This window comes from Limnoglobus roseus (assembly GCF_008254045.1).
Lineage (GTDB): Bacteria > Planctomycetota > Planctomycetia > Gemmatales > Gemmataceae > Limnoglobus > Limnoglobus roseus.
In genome coordinates this window covers 1,218,107-1,237,946 of sequence record NZ_CP042425.1, presented here as the reverse complement: position 1 = coordinate 1,237,946, position 19,840 = coordinate 1,218,107, and the positions used below count along the sequence as shown (strand labels likewise).

11 protein-coding genes and 2 tRNA genes are annotated in these 19,840 nt (G+C 67.7%); 4 read left to right on the top strand and 9 right to left on the bottom strand.

Going from position 1 to position 19,840, the window contains the following annotated elements; all coding sequences use genetic code 11:
- Positions 1 to 11: 11 nt before the first annotated feature.
- The 4 genes from PX52LOC_RS04895 to PX52LOC_RS04880 form a co-directional block, all read right to left on the bottom strand.
- Complete coding sequence (locus tag PX52LOC_RS04895; RefSeq protein ID WP_149109040.1) at positions 12 to 1,274, bottom strand: hypothetical protein; 1,263 nt, start codon at positions 1,272 to 1,274, stop codon at positions 12 to 14.
- A 324-nt stretch (positions 1,275 to 1,598) separates the two neighbouring features.
- On the bottom strand, positions 1,599 to 2,159 hold the full coding sequence (locus PX52LOC_RS04890) for a cytochrome P460 family protein (protein WP_149109039.1): 561 nt from the start codon (positions 2,157 to 2,159) through the stop codon (positions 1,599 to 1,601).
- A 73-nt stretch (positions 2,160 to 2,232) separates the two neighbouring features.
- Positions 2,233 to 4,251, bottom strand: a complete 2,019-nt coding sequence (locus tag PX52LOC_RS04885) for a PQQ-dependent sugar dehydrogenase (protein ID WP_149109038.1) — start codon at positions 4,249 to 4,251, stop codon at positions 2,233 to 2,235.
- A gap of 273 nt (positions 4,252 to 4,524) precedes the next feature.
- On the bottom strand, positions 4,525 to 5,607 hold the full coding sequence (locus tag PX52LOC_RS04880; RefSeq protein ID WP_149109037.1) for an SdrD B-like domain-containing protein: 1,083 nt from the start codon (positions 5,605 to 5,607) through the stop codon (positions 4,525 to 4,527).
- A gap of 480 nt (positions 5,608 to 6,087) precedes the next feature.
- On the opposite strand from PX52LOC_RS04880, the gene PX52LOC_RS04875 reads away from it, so the two are divergent.
- Complete coding sequence (locus PX52LOC_RS04875) at positions 6,088 to 6,993, top strand: hypothetical protein (protein WP_149109036.1); 906 nt, start codon at positions 6,088 to 6,090, stop codon at positions 6,991 to 6,993.
- A 93-nt stretch (positions 6,994 to 7,086) separates the two neighbouring features.
- On the top strand, positions 7,087 to 10,800 hold the full coding sequence (locus tag PX52LOC_RS04870; protein WP_149109035.1) for a serine/threonine-protein kinase: 3,714 nt from the start codon (positions 7,087 to 7,089) through the stop codon (positions 10,798 to 10,800).
- Here PX52LOC_RS04870 and PX52LOC_RS04865 read toward each other — a convergent pair.
- From PX52LOC_RS04865 to PX52LOC_RS04855, 3 genes are all read right to left on the bottom strand, one after another.
- Complete coding sequence (locus PX52LOC_RS04865) at positions 10,776 to 11,960, bottom strand: FAD-dependent monooxygenase (RefSeq protein WP_149109034.1); 1,185 nt, start codon at positions 11,958 to 11,960, stop codon at positions 10,776 to 10,778. The genes PX52LOC_RS04870 and PX52LOC_RS04865 overlap by 25 nt on opposite strands.
- 126 nt (positions 11,961 to 12,086) lie before the next feature.
- Positions 12,087 to 15,656 (bottom strand): PVC-type heme-binding CxxCH protein, encoded by a 3,570-nt coding sequence (locus tag PX52LOC_RS04860; RefSeq protein WP_149109033.1) that lies wholly within the window; start codon positions 15,654 to 15,656, stop codon positions 12,087 to 12,089.
- 184 nt (positions 15,657 to 15,840) lie between these two features.
- Entirely contained in the window at positions 15,841 to 17,985 is a 2,145-nt protein-coding gene (locus PX52LOC_RS04855) for a dipeptidyl-peptidase 5 (RefSeq protein WP_149109032.1), read from the bottom strand.
- A gap of 139 nt (positions 17,986 to 18,124) precedes the next feature.
- On the opposite strand from PX52LOC_RS04855, the gene PX52LOC_RS04850 reads away from it, so the two are divergent.
- Both PX52LOC_RS04850 and PX52LOC_RS04845 read left to right on the top strand, forming a co-directional pair.
- Positions 18,125 to 18,198: transfer RNA gene (locus PX52LOC_RS04850), tRNA-His, on the top strand.
- A gap of 7 nt (positions 18,199 to 18,205) precedes the next feature.
- Positions 18,206 to 18,275: transfer RNA gene (locus tag PX52LOC_RS04845), tRNA-Trp, on the top strand.
- A gap of 82 nt (positions 18,276 to 18,357) precedes the next feature.
- Here PX52LOC_RS04845 and PX52LOC_RS04840 read toward each other — a convergent pair.
- Positions 18,358 to 19,503 (bottom strand): tyrosine-type recombinase/integrase, encoded by a 1,146-nt coding sequence (locus tag PX52LOC_RS04840; RefSeq protein WP_149109031.1) that lies wholly within the window; start codon positions 19,501 to 19,503, stop codon positions 18,358 to 18,360.
- Positions 19,500 to 19,712: a hypothetical protein gene (locus PX52LOC_RS04835; RefSeq protein ID WP_149109030.1), complete on the bottom strand. Its 213-nt coding sequence runs from the start codon at positions 19,710 to 19,712 to the stop codon at positions 19,500 to 19,502. Before PX52LOC_RS04835 ends, PX52LOC_RS04840 begins: the two co-directional genes overlap by 4 nt.
- Positions 19,713 to 19,840 lie beyond the last annotated feature (128 nt).

Sequence of the window (19,840 nt, the reverse complement as noted above, 5' to 3'; positions counted from 1 at the left end):
CCGCCGTCGTGTTACTTCTTCGGCGGCTTGCCGACCAACTCGCCCTTCGCCGGGTCGGAGAGCGTGAGCTTGAAGTTCTGCAATTCCTCCACCTCGACCGCCACCGCGGGGCCGGCAACGGTCGCCTGAAGGCGGCCGCGGACGTAGAAGGTTTCGACCGCCCCCGTGCTGCGGGATCGGGCCGGGTCGTAGAGGATGCCGCCGCCGGCCGTCGCCTTGAACTCGGCCGAACCGATGCGGGCCGGGAAATCGCCACCGGCCCCCGCCGCGGGCGGGCGGTATTCGATCGCGTGGGCGTACTCGATCTTCTCCAGCGGGCTTTTGGCCGACGCCTTCCCGCGGGCGAGGTAGTTCGTCTTCCCCTGCCAACTGCCGAGCGCCCCCCAGTCGTGGGCGGCCGGCTTGCTCCACGCCCGGCCCGGCTTGATCGCCCCGTCGGGCTGGAAGAACGTCAGGCCGGCCAACTCCTTCCACCCGTCCGCGTCCAGGATCGAGCCGATGCGGAGCGATTGAAGTTCGTCGAGCTTGCCCGCCGTCTTGCGAACCGGGTCCGTGTAACCCCGGACGGCCGTGACCTCGCCGGTCGGGCCGACGAGCAGTTCGAACGTGACGCCCTTCATCTTTTCCAGGGCCGCGGCGGCGTCCGCCCGCACGTCGGGGTCGGCGTCGAGCAACTTCACGGCCACGACCGTCTGTTCCGCGACGAGCGAACCGTCCGCGTTCACGGCGGTGACGGTGATCCGCGAACTCAGCCCGTACTGCGCCCCCTGACTGACGTTCGTCCCGAGGATGCCGAAGGTGGACCGTCGGGTCACGACGAGGTCTTGCTGCACCGTCTCGCCGAGTTTGTAACGGCCGGCCGGCGCGACGGTGGCCTCCAACACCCCCGCCCGTGGCAGGCTGGAAACGGGTGTCGGCGCTCGCGGCGGTTCCGGCACCGGCGGAGTCGGCGGAACAGGCACGGCCGGCGGTGCGGGCGGTTCGACTTCGAGAAATGGGTCCGCGGGCGGAGGCGGGCGTTCAACAGGCGGAGCGGGAAACGCGGCAGCCACCTCAACGGAAGGCCCAGTCGAAGGCGGTGGCGATCGCCTCGCGACGGCGGCTCCGAGGAGGCCGGCCGTCACGATGGCAAGGAAGCCGGTAATCGCGAGGATGCCGCGCATCCCCGTTCGATCCGGCCGCGGGCGGGCGAACACGCGGCCGCACGAGGGACAACGGGCTTGCTCGTCGCGGTCGAGAAACTGCCCGCACGGGCAGCGCGTGGAACCGGCCATCGTATCGTGCCGCAGGGTGACGACGGAACCTACCCCATCTTAAACGTGCGCCGACGGATCGAGACGACAGATTCCCCGATGAGTGGAATCGAGATGAATCGCAGGCCGGCGATCTTCCGGCCTGAAGGGCCGGTTCCGTCAGCCCAGGTCGGAGCGAAGCGCAGGCCTGGGTAGAGCCGGCCCATGCGTTCGGCCCTGAAGGGGCCGTTCATGCTCGTGTGTGGGAATGAACGGCCCCTTCAGGGCCGGGGCGTCGGGTGGCGGTCGAACCCAGGCCTTCGGCCTGGGCTGACCGAACCGGCCTTTCAGGCCGGAAGACCCCGGTTACGGTTTCAGGTAGGTGCGGAAGACGTAATCATGGTCCATCTGCCGGACGTGGCAGTAGATGCACGATTCGATCTGCCCGCGCGTGACCTTCTTCTCCGGCCCCCGCACGACGTACACGTACTCCCAGTCCCCGCGGGTCGGGTCGTAGCCGGGTTCGCGCTTGACCATCGCGCCGTACTCCTTCGGCGGCCCCTGCGCGGACATCGAGATGTGCTTTTCCTTGACGATGACCGTGCCGACCGGGAGCGGCGACTTTCGGTCGCGGAACGCCTCGAACCCGATGGAGTTGACTCGTACCACGATGGCCGGCATCACGTGCGGGCTGACGTCACTCGGCTTCGAGGGGTCATATTCGCGGGTGACCGACGGGGCACGGCACTCCAGAATCATTTTTCCCGGCACCGGGATCGGGTTTTGACCGACCTTTTGCCAGTTCGCAAAGTCGATCTCTTCGCCGACATCGGCAGGCTGCAGGGCCGCCTGCCGATCGAGTTCGGCAGGCTGTTGAGCGCATCCGACGAGCGCGACGACCACCATCAGCGGACAATATCGAGACACGGGCGAACCTCCGAAGTTGTCTCCATTCTCCCGCAAGCGAAGCGGCGGGGTCAATCCCCGCCGCTCGTTGTTGTTACTTCGCGAACCAGTAGATGCCCTGGCCCTTGTTGCTCGTCGTCAGCCAGTAGACTTCGCCCTTCTCGTCTTCGCCGAAGGAAAGCATCGGCTGGCCGGCATCCTTCAGCGGCCGGTTGGCGACGACCCGCTTCTTCGCGGGGTCGTACTTCAACGCCCACAGCTTGTTCGAGACGTAGTCGCCGTACAGGTAGTGGCCGTCGAGTTCCGGCAGCTTCGGGCCGCGGTAGACGGTGCCGCCGGTGATCGACTTGCCCACGTCGTGGTGGTACTCCCAGATCGGCTCGATCATCGCCGGGTTCACGCCGACCGCCTTCGGGCCGAACGGGTGCAGGCTCTCCCGCGGGTTCCAGCCGTAGTTGCCGCCGCGGTCGATGATGTTGATTTCTTCGAACAGGTTCTGCCCCACGTCGCCGGCCCACAGTTGGCCGGACTTGCGGTCGAACGCGAACCGCCAGACGTTGCGGAGGCCGTAGGCCCAGATTTCGCCCTTCTTGTCGCTCTGCCCGGCGAACGGGTTGTCCTTCGGGATCGCGTAGTTCTTGCCCTCATCCTTGTGGTCGATGTCGAGGCGGAGGATTTTGCCGAGCAGGACGTTCAAGTTCTGGGCGTTGCCGAACGGGTCGCCGCCGTCGCCGCCGTCGCCGTGGTTGGTGTACAGGTAGCCGTCCGGCCCAAAGGCGAGGGTGCCGCCGTTGTGGTTCCAGAAAGGCTTCTTGAACCGGAGGATCTCCTCCTCCGAGGCGGGGTCGGCCTTGTTCGGGTCGTCCTTGCTCACGCGGAACCGGGAGATGACGTTAACCATCTTCTCCTTCTTGGGCGTGTAGAAGACGAAGAACTCGCCGTTCTGCTTGTACTTCGGGTGGAACGCGAGGCCGAGGAAGCCTTCCTCGTTCTGCTTGTCGTTGTAAAGCACGCGATCCTGGATATCGAGAAACACCTTCGTCTCGGTCGCGTTCTGGTCGTTCGGGAAGGTGTGGATGACGCCGTGTTCGGTGGCCACGAAGACGCGGTTGCTGGCGTCGTTGGCGTGGGTCAGCACGATCGGCCGCAACGCCACGCTTCGGCCGGCGTCGTCGGTGTTGCTCCACCCGGTCCACTTCAACTTCGGGAATGCCAGTTCTGCCCGGATCGGCAGCGGCGACTCGTCGACTTCCCAGCCCGGGATCGTCGTCGGAATCAGCGTCAGCGTGCCGCCCCGCAGGTCGGGCACCAGAATGTTCTTGCCGTCCGGCGTCACGCGGATGTCGGCCGCCGACTGGAAGCCCTCGGCGATCAGCACCGGCTTTTCGCCGGGGCGAGGGATGCCGAACACGCGGCCGCCCTTCACATCGCTGACGAATAGCCGGCCGTAATTATCCCAGGCGATGCCGTCGGCACCGCCGAACCCATCGGCCACCTTGTCGGCCGAGCCGTCGGCCACCTTCACGCGGTACAGTGTGCCGGTGCCCATGTCGGCGAGCAGGATGAACGATTCGCCGTCGGTGGCGACGCCGTTCGGCGAGTGCAAACTCGGCATCGACTTCTTGTCCACGACCGTCCGCACTTTCCCGGCCTTCGGCCCGCGGGCGTTGAACTGATACACGGCCCCGCCGGCCCCCATCTTGTCGCCGGTGTCGGTGACGAAGATCGACCCGCTTCGCTCCTCGACGGCGATGTCGTTCAAGTAGATCGGGGGCGTCGGGAACTGGTCGGCGGCGACGTACACGCTGGCCTTCCCGTCGCGGCCGATCTTCCAGACGCGGGTCTTGTCGGCGACGTAGAACGCCTTGTTGTACGCGACAATCCCCTTCGGGTCGTCGAGGCCGGTGGCGAACGGCACGGCCTGCCCGTCCTTGATTTCGACGACTTGCCCGTCGCCGTCCTTGTCCCGCTCGCCGAAGGTGGTGACGAACGTGCGACCCTCCGTCACGACGACCGACTCGGGCATCTTCAAGCCCGAGACGATCGGCGGCGGCGGGGCGGCGGTGGCCGTCGCCGCGCTGGCGAGCAGGAACAGAACCGAAAGGCGCTTCATGAGAGGCATCCTGAGAGTGCGGGATGCTGTTGTAGGGCGAAAGGCCGGGGCCGGCCGTCTTTGGACTTTCGCCCCACAACAGCATCCCGCACTCTCACCTCACGCCGAACTGCCCCTCTTCGAGGGTGACGAGGTGCACCGGGGGCGGGCCGGGTGAGCGAATGCCCACCGATGCCACTCACGAAACTTGCCGGCGGCACCCGTCCAGGTGATCGCCGAACGGCTTTCGAGCCGCCCGGCGGTTGCGGGTCCGGGTGCCAAGGAGAAGGCCGGTCAGTTGTAGCCCCCGCCGAAGTGATCGAACTCGGTGAAGTCGTACCCGACGCCGGCCGCGCCGTCGGTGAGGACGATGCTGACGATCCCGTCGGACTCGAACAGGATGCCGCCGAGGTTGCCGACGTAGTCGGTCCCGTCCAGCAGGGTCCCCCCGTCCGGCACGGGCGGCTGCGTCTCGAACAGGGAGTACGTACCGGCCCGGAGGTTGGCGAACGAGTAGCTCCCGTCCGCCCCGGTCGTGGTCGTCAGGACGACCGTCTGGCCTAGGTCGTCGACGCCTTGGAGGGTGACGGTGACGCCCGCGAGGGCGTTGTCCTCGGCGTCGCGGACGCCGTCCTGGTTGCGGTCGATCCAGACGCTGCCGGCCAGGCTGGCCGTGCCCCCTGCAGGGGTCGTCGTTCCGCCACTGCTGCGGACGGCCCACTCCTCGAACCCGCCGTTGGCCGACGCCCCGGAGAGGCCGCCCATCTTCGAGTACAGGTAAACGAACCCGTCCGGCGAGGAGCCGGCGAACTTCGATTCGGGGACGAGGAGGACCATGTCGCCCGACCCGCTGCCGTTGTTCAGCCGGGCGTCGAGCTTCACGCTCACGTCGCCGCCCGCGTCGAGGTCGAACACCGACCCCATCCCCGCCAGCGTCTTGGCCGCGGCGTTGTACCCGGACAGGTTGTCAGTCGCGCCGACGAACACGCGGACCTCGTCGAGAGACAGTTTCGAGGCGGACGACTTCTGGTTGATGTCGAGGAGGAACTCGCGGTACGCCACCCCGCCCTCCACGACCCGCGGCACCTGGGAAAGCAGGAGGCCGCGGGTGAACTGCGGGCTACTGTTCTCGTCGAACTGGAGCGGCCGGGCGGTCGTGTTGTACCCTTGTTCGGACCCGCCACTGGAGGCCGCACCTTGCACTCGGACGAACGAGCGGATGTACCCCGTCCCCGTCGGCTGGGCGTCCACCTGCCGCACGATCGCGCCGGCGGCCATGGCCTCGGCCCCCTTCGCGGTCAGGTCCAGCACGGCGGCGGGCACGATCCGGTCGGTGAGTTCTTCGAGTGCCCACTGGGAGAGTTTCACGCGCGTCATGACGATCCTCGGAGTTCAAAGTCAATGAAAAACAGCCACTACAATGGCGACGGCCGGGATCGGAGCGGACCCGGCGACCGACGAAAGGTAGGTCACGAGCCTGCGGGGTCAATTGTTGTCTTTCGGGTGCGCCGGTCGAACCGTTCCGGCTCCGGTTGAACTTCTTTCTCTCGGCTCGACGGCCGTCGGGAGAGAAACACACGACGTGGCGGGGAGGGGACCGGGCGACAGGGAATTGGACGGTGCGGTCGCGGGGCGTTGCGCCGTTAGAAGAGAATGTCGGTCGGAAGGGAACGCACGACTGTCCGCGAAACCGACAGTCGGTGAAAAAATGACCCGAGGTGGGCCGGGGATGTCCAGACCCGTTCCACTGGACGCAGGCCCGCCCGACGAGCACGCCGCTCAGATTCTTGGCTGTTACTCGGCCCCCGCCGCGGTTGTTCGGGCCGCCGGCGAAGAAGGTGAATTGCGGAGAAGCCGATGACATCGACCCACGAAATGCCCCCCGGCGTTCCGTCCCGGCCGGCCAGCGTCCGCGACAAGTGCTGGCAGCGTCAGTTCGTCGCCGAGCACGGCTTGTTCCCGCAACCCTGGTTCGTCGCCGTCGTCGGCGACCGTGCGGGATCGGTCGATTTGGGCGACTTGTTGGTAGCGCGTCCCGGGTCGTACATCTTGAAGCCGCGGTTCGGCTCCAACGGCGTCGCCGTCGTCCGCGTCGTCAGCGACGGCACCCGCCTCTCGACGGCGAGCGACTGCCCGGACACCGCCCTCTTCCTGGACGAGTACCCCGCCGACCCGGGACGGCACGGGCGGGACGTGGTCGCGGCGGTGGCCACGCAACGGCACCGGTTCGTGGACCGCGCGACCGCCGGCCTGCCCGAGTGGGCGATGGGGCTGTCGATCCTGGAAGGCGAAATCCGCCAGGACCGGGCCGGCGGGGCGCTCTTCGAGCCCCGGATCGTGGCCCAGCGGACCGACGACCGGTTCATCACGATCGGCGCGATCGGTAAGCGCGTCGACACGCCGATCGGAGCCGTCGTGGCCCGGGACTTCCGCGAGTTGTCGCTTGAGGAATCGTTGGCGATGTTTCTCGCCCCTCGCGTCCCGGCGGCCGACCTGGGCGCCTCCGTTCGCCTCGCGCAAGAATTGGTCCTCTCGGCGGGCGACCGGGCCGTCGCAGCGGTGGCCCCGCTCATGGCGGAGCACGGGATCCGCGTTCACCAGTTCGGCGTCGATGGCCGGCTGTGCTGGAACCCGGCGGCGAACGGCGTCGAGTTCTGGTTCCTCGAATTCCAGTTCGGCATCGGCCGAATTGACGTCTCGCCCCCGCCGGAATACCGATCGCCGGCCGACCTCCGCGCGCGGTTCGGTCCCGAGTCCGGCTAGATTTCGCGGCCCATCGACACGTTCGAGCAGACTTCTGCTATTGGTCGAATCCCGTAAGATGGGAACGACCACGCCCCTTCGGACGCTCGGCCCATGTCGAACCCCCGGCCTGACCCGCCCGGCGACTCGCGCGACCACGAGGCTGCCGAGCCGTCGCCCCTGACTCAAACCGTCATCCAGTCCGATCAACCCTGCCTGCCGAGCCACCCGGTTCTCGTTCGGGCGGCGTCGGTCGATGTCCCGGCCGACCCGTTGCCGCGGGTGCCGGGGCACGAGGTTCTGGCCGAGTTGGGCCGCGGCGGGATGGGCGTCGTCTACCGGGCGGTCGACCTCGGGCGGAGTGAGGCCGTTGCCGTCAAGACCCTTCGCCCCGGGGCGTCGCTGTCACGGTTCAAGTCCGAGTTCCGGACGCTCACCGGCGTCCGCCACCCGAACCTCGTGGCCCTCCACCGGTTGATCGCCGCGGAACGCGACTGGTTCCTGACGATGGAACTCGTCGACGGCCCGGACTTTCTCGCCCACCTCCGCGACGGCGCGAATGACGGACGCCTCCGCGACGCCTTCCGGCAACTGGCGGCCGGCGTCCACGCCCTGCACGCGGCCGGCGTCCTGCACCGCGACCTGAAGCCGGCGAACGTGAAGGTGACGCCGACCGGCCGGGTAGTCATCCTCGACTTCGGGCTGGCTGCCGACGTCCACCCGGCCGGCGATCCGGACGCCACGTCGCACAGCGTCCTCGGCACGCCGGCGTACATGGCCCCGGAGCAAGCAGTCGGCAGGCCGGTCACGCCCGCGTGCGACTGGTACGCCGTCGGCGGGATGCTCTACGCCGCCCTCACCGGCGAGCGGCCGTTCGCCGGCGCGGCGGCCGACGTGATCCGCGCCAAGCAGGAACGGGACGGCCCGCGGCCATCGGCCGTCCGCCCGGACGTGCCCCCGGACCTCGACGCCCTCTGCGGCGAACTGCTCCGCCGTGATCCCACCGCCCGGCCGACCGGGGTCGAAGTTCTCGCCCGTCTGGGCGAGGCGGCGGCGGCCCTCCCGGCGGCCCAGGGCGTGTTCGTCGGCCGGGCCGACGCACTCGCCCGGCTCGACGCGGCGTTCGCCGAACTTCGGGCGGGGAAGGTGGTCGTGGTCTCGGTCCACGGCCCGTCCGGCGTCGGCAAGTCGGCCCTCGTGGGCCGGTTCCTTCAGGGGGTCGCGGCCGCGGGCGGGTTGGTTCTGAGCGGCCGGTGTTACGAGGCCGAGGCCGTCCCGTTCAAGGCCCTCGACGGCGTCGTAGATGCCCTCGCCCGGCACCTCCGCCGGTTGCTCACCGAGGCGGCACGCCGACTCCTGCCGCGGGATGTCGGGCCGTTGGTCCGCGTGTTCCCGGTCTTGCGGGAGATCGAGGCGGCCGCGGACCCCACCCACCTGAGCGGCGTGGACGACCCGCAGGACCGCCGTCGCCGGGCGTTCGGCGGCTTGCGGGAGGCGTTGACCCGCGTGGCGGAGACCCGCCCGGTGGTGGTCGCGGTGGACGACCTCCAGTGGGGCGACGCCGACAGCGCCGCCCTGATCGCGGCCTTGGTCGCCCCACCCGCGGCCCCGCCCGTCTTGTGGCTGGTGGGCTACCGGACCGATGGCCTGGAGACGAGCGCGTGCCTGAAGGCGCTCGGCGAGGCGGGGCCGTTCCGCGATCGGCGAGACATCCCCCTCGCCCCGCTGACCGACCCCGAGGCGCGGGAACTGGCGGAACGCCTTCACGCCGGGGCGGCGGACGCCGACCTCGACATCGTCGTCCGGGAGGCCCGGGGGAACCCGTTCTTCGTCGGCGAGTTGGTCCGCGACCTCGCCACCGCCGGGGCGTGGCCCGCCGGCCGGGCGAACCTGGACGACCGACTCTGGGAGCGGGCCGGCCGACTGACGGAGGGCGAGCGGACGCTGTTGGAAGTGGTCGCCGCCGCCGGCCGGCCGGTTCCCGCCGCCGTGGCGATTGCAGCGGCCGCACTAGACGAAGGAGCGACCACTGCGGTGGGCAACCTCCGCGAAGGCCGCTGGCTCCGCGACGCCGGCGACGGCGAGTTGGCGGCGTATCACGACCGCGTTCGCGAAACGGTGGCAAGCCGACTCGAACCGGCGCTCGCCGCCCGTCACCACCGCCGGCTGGCCGAGGCGTTCGAACGCGGGGGCAACCCCGATCCGGAGCGGTTGGCCGGGCACTGGCTCGCGGCGGGCGAACCGGGCCGCGCGGCCGGGCTTTACCTTGCTGCCGCGCGACGGGCGGCCGGGGCGTTCGCATTCGAGCGGGCGGCCGGCCTGTACCGCACGGCTCTCTCACTGCCGGCGCGTTGCGAAAGCGAGCCGGAGTTGCGGACGGCCCTGGCCGACGCCCTCACGAACGCCGGCCGCGGGACCGAGGCCGCCCGCGAAATCCTTCGGGTGGCCGACCTGGCGCCGCCGGCCGACCGCGACGCGGTCCGCCTTCGCGCCGCCATGCTGCTGCTGACGAGCGGTCGCTACGCCGAGGGCGTGTCGATTCTCCGCGAGGTCTTGCCGGCGGCCGGACTGACCTATCCCGCGTCGCGGCGGGCCGCCTTCGCCCGACTCATCTGGACTCAACTCCGTCTCCGTCTTCGCGGCCTCGGCTACCGCCGCCGGTCGCCGGGCGAAGCCCCGCCCGCGCTCGTCCGGCGGGTGGACGTGTGCCAGGAGGTGGTCCCCGCCCTCGGCGCGGCCGACCCGTTGCGGGGGTTCGGGTTCGCGACGGCCGGCCTGTTGGACGCCTTGCGTCTGGGCGACCCGCAGCGGATCGCCTCCTTCCTGAGCATCGAGGCGGCAAACCAGGGGTTCGCCGGGAACCCGACCCGGGCCGACCGGCTGTTGGAAGTCGGCCGGCGGGCGTTGGCCGAGGCCCCGGCCCCGCAGTACGCCGCCGGCCTGACGCTGTGCCGTGGCATCGTCGATTACACCCGGGGCCGGTGGCGAGAGGCCGACGAGCACGCGCGGGCGGCCCAGCGGCAACTCCGGGCGCTCGGCCGGCCGGCGTGGTGGGAGGTCGGCACGGCCCAGATGTTCGAGGTGTACGCCAAGCTTTTCCGCGGCCACTTCGGCGAACTGCTGACGCTCATCCCGGCGTACCTGGCGGAAGCCCGACAGCGGTCCGACGTGTACGCCGAGGGGAACCTGGTGACGTTCGCCCTGCCCGCGGTGGCGGCCGTGTGCCACGCCGCGCCGACGGTCGAGGCCGACCTTGATGAACTGCTCGACCGGTGGGGCCGCGACGGGGTGCAGTTCCAACACTTGAACGTGCTGCACACGAAGACCCAACTCGCCTACCATCGCGGCGATTGGGACCAAGCCGCGGCCCGGCTCGCCGAAACGGAACGGCAGATGCGGGCGGTCGGGGCGTGGCGGTTCCAGGTGGGTCGCATTTCGGTCGCCGAAACCCGCCTGCGGCTTTTGCTCGCCCGCGGAAGTGAGGAGGGCCGCCCGCCCGCGGCTCCAGAATTTGCACGTGCGATCCGGGCGCTCCGGCGGGAGAAGGTGGTCTGGGCGAACGCCCTCGCCGACGGCCATCAGGCCGCGTTCGAGAACCTTAACGGGATGGTCGATCGGGCCGTGGTGGGGCTGCGGGTTGCGGTGGCCGCGCTGACAGATGTCGGGATGGAACTGCACGCCGCGGCCGCCCGGCGACAACTCGGCACCCTTGTCGGTGGCGACGACGGGCGGAGTCTCGTTACCGCGGCCGACGACTGGATGAAGTCGCAGGGCGTGCTCGATCCCGCATTCGCGGCCCGCCTCTATTCGCCGGGCTTCCGTTCTTGACCGCCGGCCAGCAAGGGGCCGATGTCGAACGCCGCGTGCTTCGGGAACGTCCGCGAGCCGAACACCGGGAGCAACACGCCGAGAACCCGGTCGCGGACCCGGCACGACACCCGCCCTTCCCACTGCGCGACCTTCCCGAACCGCCACGACTCGTTCGTGATCCCCGCCGTTCGCGGGTACCGTTCCGCCGTGAACGCCGTTAGCGCGGCGGCCGGATCGGGGTTCGCTGCGAGACTCCGGGCGAGGGCGACGGCGTCCTCGATCGCCATGCACCCGCCTTGGCCGAGGTTCGGCGTCGTCGGGTGGGCCGCGTCCCCGATTAGCCCCACCCGGCCGACCGACCAGACCTTCGTCGGCGGCCGGTCGAGAATGTCGTTGTGCACCAGTCGGTCGGGCGGCGTGGTCGCGATCAGTTCCGGCACCGGATCGGCCCACCCGCGGAACCGCTCGGCGACGGCGGCCGCCTCGTCCGGTGAACTGCGGCTGGGCGGCGCGTTGTGCACGGCGAACCAGTACACGCGGTCCCGCGGCAGCGTCGTGATCCCGAACCGCTTCCCCCGGCCCCACCACTCGCCGATGTAGCCCGCCTCCAGGTTCGCCGGCCGCGGACAGACGCCCCGCCAACACGTGTACCCGGCGTACCGCGGTTCCTGCGGCCCGAACAGGGCGGTGCGGACGGCCGACTTGATGCCGTCGGCACCGATCACCACGTCCGCCTCGTCGGCGTGGCCGTTGGCGAATCGCACGGCCACCCGCTCCCCGGTTTGCTGCACGCCGACGCACTCGAACCCGTACCGCGCCACGCCGGCGGGCAGGAAGTTGGCCAACGCCCCGACCAACTCGGCCCGGTGAACCATCGCGACGAACGGCCGCACGCCGAGCTTCCGCTCGAAGTATTCGCCGGAGAACGCCGCCAGCACCCGCCGGCCCTCGGACGCCCGCATCTCGGAGCGATTCAGCGGCAGCGACACGGCCCGGACGGCGTCGCCGACGGCGATGTAGTCGAGCGATCGCAGGGCGTTCGCCCACAGGCTGATGCCGGCCCCGACCTCGCGCAACTCGGGGGCGCGCTCGTAGACCGTGACCTCGAAGCCCATCTTCCGCAGGGCGATGGCCGCGGCCAAGCCGCCGATCCCGGACCCGATGACGACGACCCGCATGCCGCTCCCTCGTAAACGACCCGCGGTTGTCGCCCCACTCGACCGACGGATGATAGCCCGGATCGTGCGGGGCGCGGGCCGATAGCCCGCGCCCCACTTCGAGGACTCCGTGCCGCGGTGAAACGGTTACTTCTTCGCCTCCGGCAGTCCCTCGACCGTGAAGTAGAACCCGTGCGGGTTGTCGCCGTTCGCGATCTTCAGCATCACGGTGTTCTTCCCCTTCGTGAACTTCACCTTCGCCGAGTGCTGCTCCGGGGCGGCCGCGACGGCCTGCTTGTGCGAGTAGACGTCCTTACCGTTCACGTACACCACGGCCCCGTCGTCGGTGCCGAACAAGAGCGTTATCTCGACGTCCTCCGGCGAGTCGATCTCCTTGTACGCGAACGACACCGAGTTCTTCGAGTTGTCACCGTGCAGCTTCGCCAGGTCCACGTAGCCGTTGGCCCCGGGGCGGACGAGTTGCCAACTCAGATCCTTCGGCTTCTTCCCGGACGCCGGGCCGGGCCACTCCAGGAACGTCGCCTTCGCGTCGAACTTCGCCTGTTCCGGGCCGTACCCGCGGGTCAGTCCCCCGTTCCCGTCGGGCGACTTGAACGGCCCCATCACCATCCACGAGTCGGGCGTGTACGACGGCGTTTGCAGCTTCGTCAGGTACTCCACCACGTCCACTAACTCGTCTTCCGTCAGCGTCGCGGCCAGCCCTTCCGGCATGATCGACGTGAGCGACTTCTTCCGCTCCGTGCCCTTCACCGGGAACGGGTAGTCCTTGCCGTTCGCGTCGCGGAGGGTGATCGTCGTCTCGGTTTCGCCGACGATGAGGCCGGTGATGCTCTGGCCGTCCTCGCTGTCGAGCTTCCAGCTCACGTACTGGTCGGCGACCGCTTTCGACGGCAGCAGGATGCTCTCGAACAGGTTCTCGCGGCTGGCCTTCTTGCCGATCATGCTCAGGTCGGGGCCGATCTGCCCACCGGTCCCGCGGACCATGTGGCACTTCAGGCACTGCACCTCGCTGCTCACGCTCTTGGCGAGGACGGCCTTGCCGATGTCGGCGTTGCCCTTCCGCTTGGCCAGTTCCGCGATCGGCGGCAGCTTCTTTGGGTCGAGCTTGCCGGGGGCCGGGAAGAGGATCATCGCCTTGTTCCGCTCGATGGCGAACGGGCTGTTGCGGAGCAGTCGCCCGGCCTCGGCGAAAATCTCCGCCGGCAGTTCCTTCTTCTCTTGCAACGAGAGGAGCCAGTTGGTGCCGACGCGGCTGCCGGCCAGGGCGTTGAGGGCCGCACTCTTCGTTTCCGGCTTCGCGCCCGGCAGGGTGATTGCCATTTGCAGGGCCTCCAGAGCCTTCTGCTGAACGCTGGTGATCTGCGACCCGACCGGCAGTTGCTTGCCGAGAGCTTGAATGACTTCGCCGGTGATGTCGGACTGCGGTGCCCCCATCCCGATCAGGGCTTCCACCGACGCCAGCGTCTTCAATTGGCCGAGGGTGCGAATCGCCTCGAACCGTTGCGGCAGTTCGAGCTTCGCGTCCGCGGCCACCTTCGCGACCGCCTCGACTTGGCCGGTCACGTTCCCAGCGGCGACGAGTTGCAGCCCGGTCGTGCGGGTCTTGGCGTCGGCGAGCAGGCCGGCGACGGCCTTGCTCAGGTCGTCGCCCTTCGTCAGCGCGTTCCACTTCGTCGGCAGGAACAGCTTGAGGTTGTCGAGGGCGCGGGACTTCACTTCGGCCGGGGCGTCGCCCTTGAGCAGATCGAACATCACCATGCCGGCGGTCGTGTCGTCGCTGGCGGCGAGGATGTCCACGACACGAGCCTTCTGGCTCGCCGTCAGTTTCGAGTTAACCAGCAGGGCATGCAGCTTCGGGAGCATCGACTTCGGCCGCAGTTCCCACACGAGGTCGGCGACCTTGTCGTTCCATTCCGGGAACTGCTTGTCGAAGTCGGCGAGGATCGCATCCCGCCGCACCGGGTCAGTCCCGCAGGCGATGTTCAGGGCGGCCCGGTAGAAGATGTCCTGGCCGTCGTAGAGTTTGGCTAGCGGGTAGAAGTATGCCTTCGCCAAACCCGCCTCCGCTCGATTCAATGTGAGCAGAGCGTCGCGCCGCTGCATTGCGCATCCGACTTGTGACATGCGATCAGGGTCAGCAATTTTTGGCAGCCAGCTTGGCCCTGACTGGATGAGCATGTGGTCGAGTGCATTCAAGTTGTTTTCTTTGCTCTTGCACATCGGACTCAACATCAGGCGAATAGCCATCTGCTGTTCCCCAGTGAACGATGGCATCCTGCTGACGACGAGATGAAGAAAGCGATACCACACGGCCGGGTTTGGCTCAACGGTGTGAGCACCCGTCGCTAAGTCAAGACCGGCGTCGTTCTTCCTCATCTGGGAGCTAATCTGCTGAGTAGCCAGATACCTCGCCGTCAAATTCGGGCTGGCAAGGGCCGTGACCATCCCTTTTGCATCGTCCAACTTCACCTCCGGCACCGTGTACCCCTTGTGCCCCGCCGGCGTCAGGCGGTAGATGCGGCCGCGGGTCCAGTCGCCCATGCCGTGGCCGCCGACGCCGGGGTCGTACCAGTCGGCCACGAACACGCTGCCGTCCGGGGCCACGCACACGTCGCTCGGCCGGAACCAGTTGTCGCTGCTCGTCAGCATCAGCGCCTTGTCGAGTTCGTACCCCGCCCCCTTCGGCTTCCGCTTGAAGCTGCGGATCTCCCGCGGCCCGGCGTCGGCGTGGATCAGTTCGCCCTGGTATTGCTTGGGCAGCAGGTTCCCTTCGTAGAAGGTGATGCCGGTCGGCGAACCGAAGCCGGTGCGGAGCGTCTTGTGGACGATGCCGGGCTGCTCCTCGTGCCAGTGGCTCTGGCCGGGGCCGCGGGGGCCGTAGCCGTAGTTGCCCCCGGGCATGACGTGGCAGATGCGGGTCTGCTGGTTGCCGTCGTCGTCGTTGTCGGACAGCCAGATTTCGCCGAAGCTGTCCACGCAGCACTCGTAGTTGTTGCGGAAGTTATGGGCGATCAGTTCGACGTTGTTGCCGTCCAGGTCGCACCGCCAGACAGTGCCCTTCTGGATGGTCGTGTTGTTGCTGACGAACTTCGGCCCCTTGCCGTCCTTGGATTGCAGGCCGGTGAGGCCGCCGTCGCCGACGGTGAAGTACAACTTGCCGTCCGGGCCGACGTTGAGGCCGTGGACGCCGTGGTCGTGGTCGTAGCCGCCGAACCCGGTGAGGAACTTCGTCGGCGGGCCGTCGGCCTTGCCGTCGCCGTCCTTGTCCCAGAATTCGAGGATGTCCGGCGACTGCGCCACCAGCACCCGCACGGCCTTCGCGTTCGCCTGCGGAATCACGCACACGCTGAGCGGGCCATAGAGTTCCGGCCCCTGGTAGAAGACGGTGGACTCGTCGGCCTTGCCGTCGCCGTCCTTGTCGGTGAGGATCACGACGCGGTCGCCCTCTTCGCGGAGCATCGGCCGCTTGAACATCTTCCGCCGGTAGTTGACGGCCTCCGCCACCCATACGCGGCCGAGGTGGTCCACGTCGATGCTCGTGGGGTTAATGAGCATCGGTTCGGACGCGAACAACTCGACCTGCAAGCCGTCGCCGGCTTTCATGGAGGCGAGCGCCTTGTCCGGCGGCAGTTGCGCCGAGGCGAGGGATGACAGGAGCAAGACCGCGGTGAGTGCGGCCGACCAGTGCTTCAACATGGTGGGGAGGCTCCGAACGTGAGAGATCGGCGGGAGTCGTTCGGAGACAGTGTAACAAAAGTGCGGCCGGAAGGTTAGCCGGTGAATCGGCCCACGTTTTTGGAACCCGGAGCGGAAGCGATGGGGTGAAGGCGTTCCACCCCATCGCTTCCGCTCCGGGTTCCAAAAAAGGCACGGCCGCGCGTCACTTGCCGCCCGGCGGGACGTACTTCGTCAGCCACGCGAAGACTTCGGTGTGCCAGTGCTTGCTGTTCGCCGGCTTCAGCACCCAGTGGCCCTCGTCGGGGAAGTTCACGAACCGACTCGGCACGCCCTGCCGTTGCAGCGCGGTGAACAACTCGATCCCCTGGCCGACCGGGCAGCGGAAGTCGAGGTCGTTCTGGATGAGCAGCATCGGCGTCTTGTACTTGCCGAGGTTGCCGGCCTTCGTGTGCGGGGAGAACTCGCGGTACTTGCCCGGAATCTCCCACGGCAGCCCGCCGTGTTCGTACTCGTCGAACCAGAGTTCTTCCGTGGTGCCCCACATGCTCTCGAAGTTGTAGACGCTGCAATGGCTGATGAGGCACTTGAAGTCTTTCGCGATCTCGTTGACCGCGAACCAGTCCTGCATGTACCCGCCGAAGCTCGCCCCGGCCGACCCCATGCGGTCCTTGTCCACGTAGGGCAGCTTCTTGACGTGTTCCAGCCCCGCCACGAGGTCGCGGTAGCACTTGCCGCCCCAGTCGCCGGAGATTTCATCGACGAACTTCTGGCCGAACCCGGTCGAACCCCGCGGGTTCGGCAGCACCACGACGTAGCCTTGCGCCGCCCACAGTTGCGGGTTCCAGCGGAAGCTCCACGCATCTTCCCACGCCCCTTGCGGCCCGCCGTGGACGAGGAACGCCACCGGCCACTTCTTCTTTTCGTCGAACCCGGGCGGCTTCAGAATCCACATCTGCATCTCGCCGTCTTCGATCTTGACCTTCACCGACTCGGGCCGTGGGCGTTCGAGTTCGGCTAGCAGCGCGTCGTTCGCGTGGCTCAGGTTCACGTCCGTGTCTCGCTCGGCGGCCAACGCCCGGAAGCAAACTTCAGCCGGGGCATCCAGGTGGGCACGGGTGTACGCCAGGCCGGTCGGGGCGACCGCCAGACCGCCGAGAGCCCCACCAGACCTCAGCCGTTGCCCGAAGTTCGCCGCGGTCAGGTGGTACAGCGTGTGCGAGCCGGTTTCGTCTACGGCGACGGCCATCGTGCCGTCCGGCAACCAAGCAAAGTCGTTCACCGACACGTCCGCGATGACCGGTTGCATGGTTCCCCCGCCCGGAGTCACGCCTGCCCCCCAGGTGAGTTGGTCCGTCCACGGTTCGCCCTTGCCAGCCAGCGTGCCGTCGGGCTTCACATTCCCAACCATGACGACCCACTTGTCCGCCTCGTACCCGGCCTTCTTCTGCGACCGCCACGCCAGCTTCTTGCCGTCCGGCGAGAACTTCGGGTACACGTCGGCCCCCTTGTTCTCGCCCGTCAGGCTCTCCCACGTTGTGGACTTGTTGTCGATGCTCACGCGACAGATGTCGTGGTTGGTGCTCCACGCCTCGCCCTTCTCCGGCACGGCCGTGAAGAGAATGTGCTTGCCGTCCGGCGTGAACGTGAAGTCGTCGCCGACGCTGAAGGTGGTGCTCGTCGGGTAGGCGTCGCGATCGCCGGGGGTCACGTCGCGGCAGTCCTTGCCGTCAGCGGTGATGACGAACAGGTGGTTCCGCTTGTCACCGACGTAACTGTCCCAGTGGCGGTAGAAGAGTTTGGTGAACGTCTTCGCCTTCACCGGATTCTTTTCGATCGCCTCGTCTTTCTCGGTGTTCTTCTTGTCACTCTCGACGAACGGCAGTTCGCTGAACTCCGGGTAGACGGCCGACACGAACGCGATCAACTTGCCGTCCGGCGACCAGACCCCGGTGGCGGCGTCGGTGCTGACGCTCGTGAGCTTCTTCGCTTCGCCGCCGGCCGCCAGGTCGAGGACGTAGAGTTGGCCGGACCCGCCGCGGTTCGACTCGAAGAGAACTTTCGTGCCGTCCGGCGACCACCGCGGGTGCGTGTCGGCCTTGCCGGAACTCGTGATTTGCCGCGGCGTCGTCTTGCCGTCGGTCGCGGCCAGCCAGAGGTGCGTCTGCTTCTTGTTGGTGGCCACGTCGAGGATTTCGCCCACCTGATAGACGACCTGTTTGCCGTCCGGCGAAATCTGTGGCTCGGCCACCCGCTTGAACTTGAACAGGTCGTCGAGGGTCATCGGCCGCTTGGCGGCGTCGGCGGATTGGGTCATGGCGAGTACGGTCAGCAAAAGGAGGAAACGCATACCGGGACCTCGGGAACGCGAGAGGTAACGGGAAGGGTATGCGGCCGGGAAGGGTTCGGCGAGCGTTGGCGCAAGTCCACCGCCCTCCGCCGTTCGTGCGGGCTGCGAACCCGCCTCTGGGCCGTGTGTCCGTGTTTGTGCAGCCGGTGGTGTAGTGGCTTGCACGCGACACTGTGACCGTCGCGGGACGGGTTCGAATCCCGTCCGGCTGCCTGACTTTAGAGGGATGCTCCTGGGAGAGCACGCGGATTCCAACACCGCCTCACAGGGTTCGAATCCTTGTCCCTCTGCTCGACGGATGTGCATTATCCAGCGGCGAATCGCCGGGTGTGGTAGAAACGCCTTTGTCGCAAGCGTTTTTCGATGATGACTTTAGTTTCTTGCGAGTCTCCGCGGCTGCCCGGTGCGCCGGATTTCGCGCCGCTGGTGCGCCGGATTTCGCGCCGCTGGTGCGCCGGATTTCGCGCCGCTGGTGCGCCGGATTTCGCGCCGCTGGTGCGCCGGATTTCGCGCCGCTGGTGCGCCGGATTTCGCGCCGCTGGTGCGCCGGATTTCGCGCCGCTGGTGCGCCGGATTTCGCGCCGCTGGTGCGCCGGATTTCGCGCCGCTTGCCGCCCGCTCGAAATGTTGCTCCGTCGTCTGTGCGTAGTGCTTCAGGCTCACGTTCGGGTCGTGCCCCATCCACCGGGCAACGACGTGGGTTGGGAATTCCTCCAACAGTTCCGTCTCCCGGCTCGAGCGAAGGTTGTGGAACAGCCGCGGCCAAAGTTCTAGCCCCGCACGCTTCACAAACTTCTCGAACGAAGTGCGGAGGTTGCAGTTTTTCCAACCGTTCGGACCATTGGCCTTCGTCAAATGGTTTCCGCCGACCACGTGCGTTTGATCCTCTTCGGCCAACTCGAAGGCTTCCTCCAAGTAAGGTCGAAGGTCGGCGAACAACGGGATTGTTCGACTTTCTTTGCCGTCGTAGCGATCTGTTTTGGGCGATGGGACGGTGAGTCGATTCCGTTCCCAGTCTACGTGCCGCCACTCCACCGATAACACTTCTGATCGGCATCGCAATCCGCCAAATCGCGACAGAGCGATGATGGTCCGCCACGTCGGGTTCGCCATCCCCATCAAGCGGTCCACCGGTTCGCGGCCCACGAAGCTCTGACGGGCACCGACGTTGGCCGCTGGGATGCTCACTTCGGCGAACGGGTTGTCGTCGATCAGCTTGTGCTTGCGGGCCGTGTGGAAGAACGTCCGCGCGAACGTCAGTCGCTTGGCGAGCGTGACCGGGGCAAGTTCCTGTGTCGTCAGCCACGCCTTGAACTGGTCGCAATTCCCGGCCGTGATGGATCCCAGCGGTTTGTCGTCGCCGAAGTACGTGATGAGGTTCCGGCACGGCTGCTGCCAGACCTGCAACGTGGACGATTTCACGTCCGGACGGTTGAGTACGTAGGACCGCAGGAATTCGCCTGACGTCGACCGCTTCGGGGCATCGATCAGCCCGACTGCGGCCAGCTTGTCCTTCAACGCCTCGCCGATGCCCGCGAGCCAAGCGGCCGTGTCGCGGGCATCGGCTGCCCACCAACCTTCGCCGACAAGAGTGCCTCCACGTGCCGGTTGATCGCTTCCGCGCTCTTCCGGTCGATCTTCCCCAGGCGGATCGTCTTCCGGGTTCCGTTCGGTGCGACGAATTGGATGCGCCGCCGGCCGTTCGGGTCGTCAATGATGGACGCCATGCTCGTGGTCCTTTCGGTCGTGGATGGGTGTAGGAGATGGTAACGCCAGCAGCCCCGCAACGAAAGAAACGAAGGAGACGAATTTAGGGCGAGTGTTCCCCCGTCGGCCGACGGGGCTTTCTTCGTTT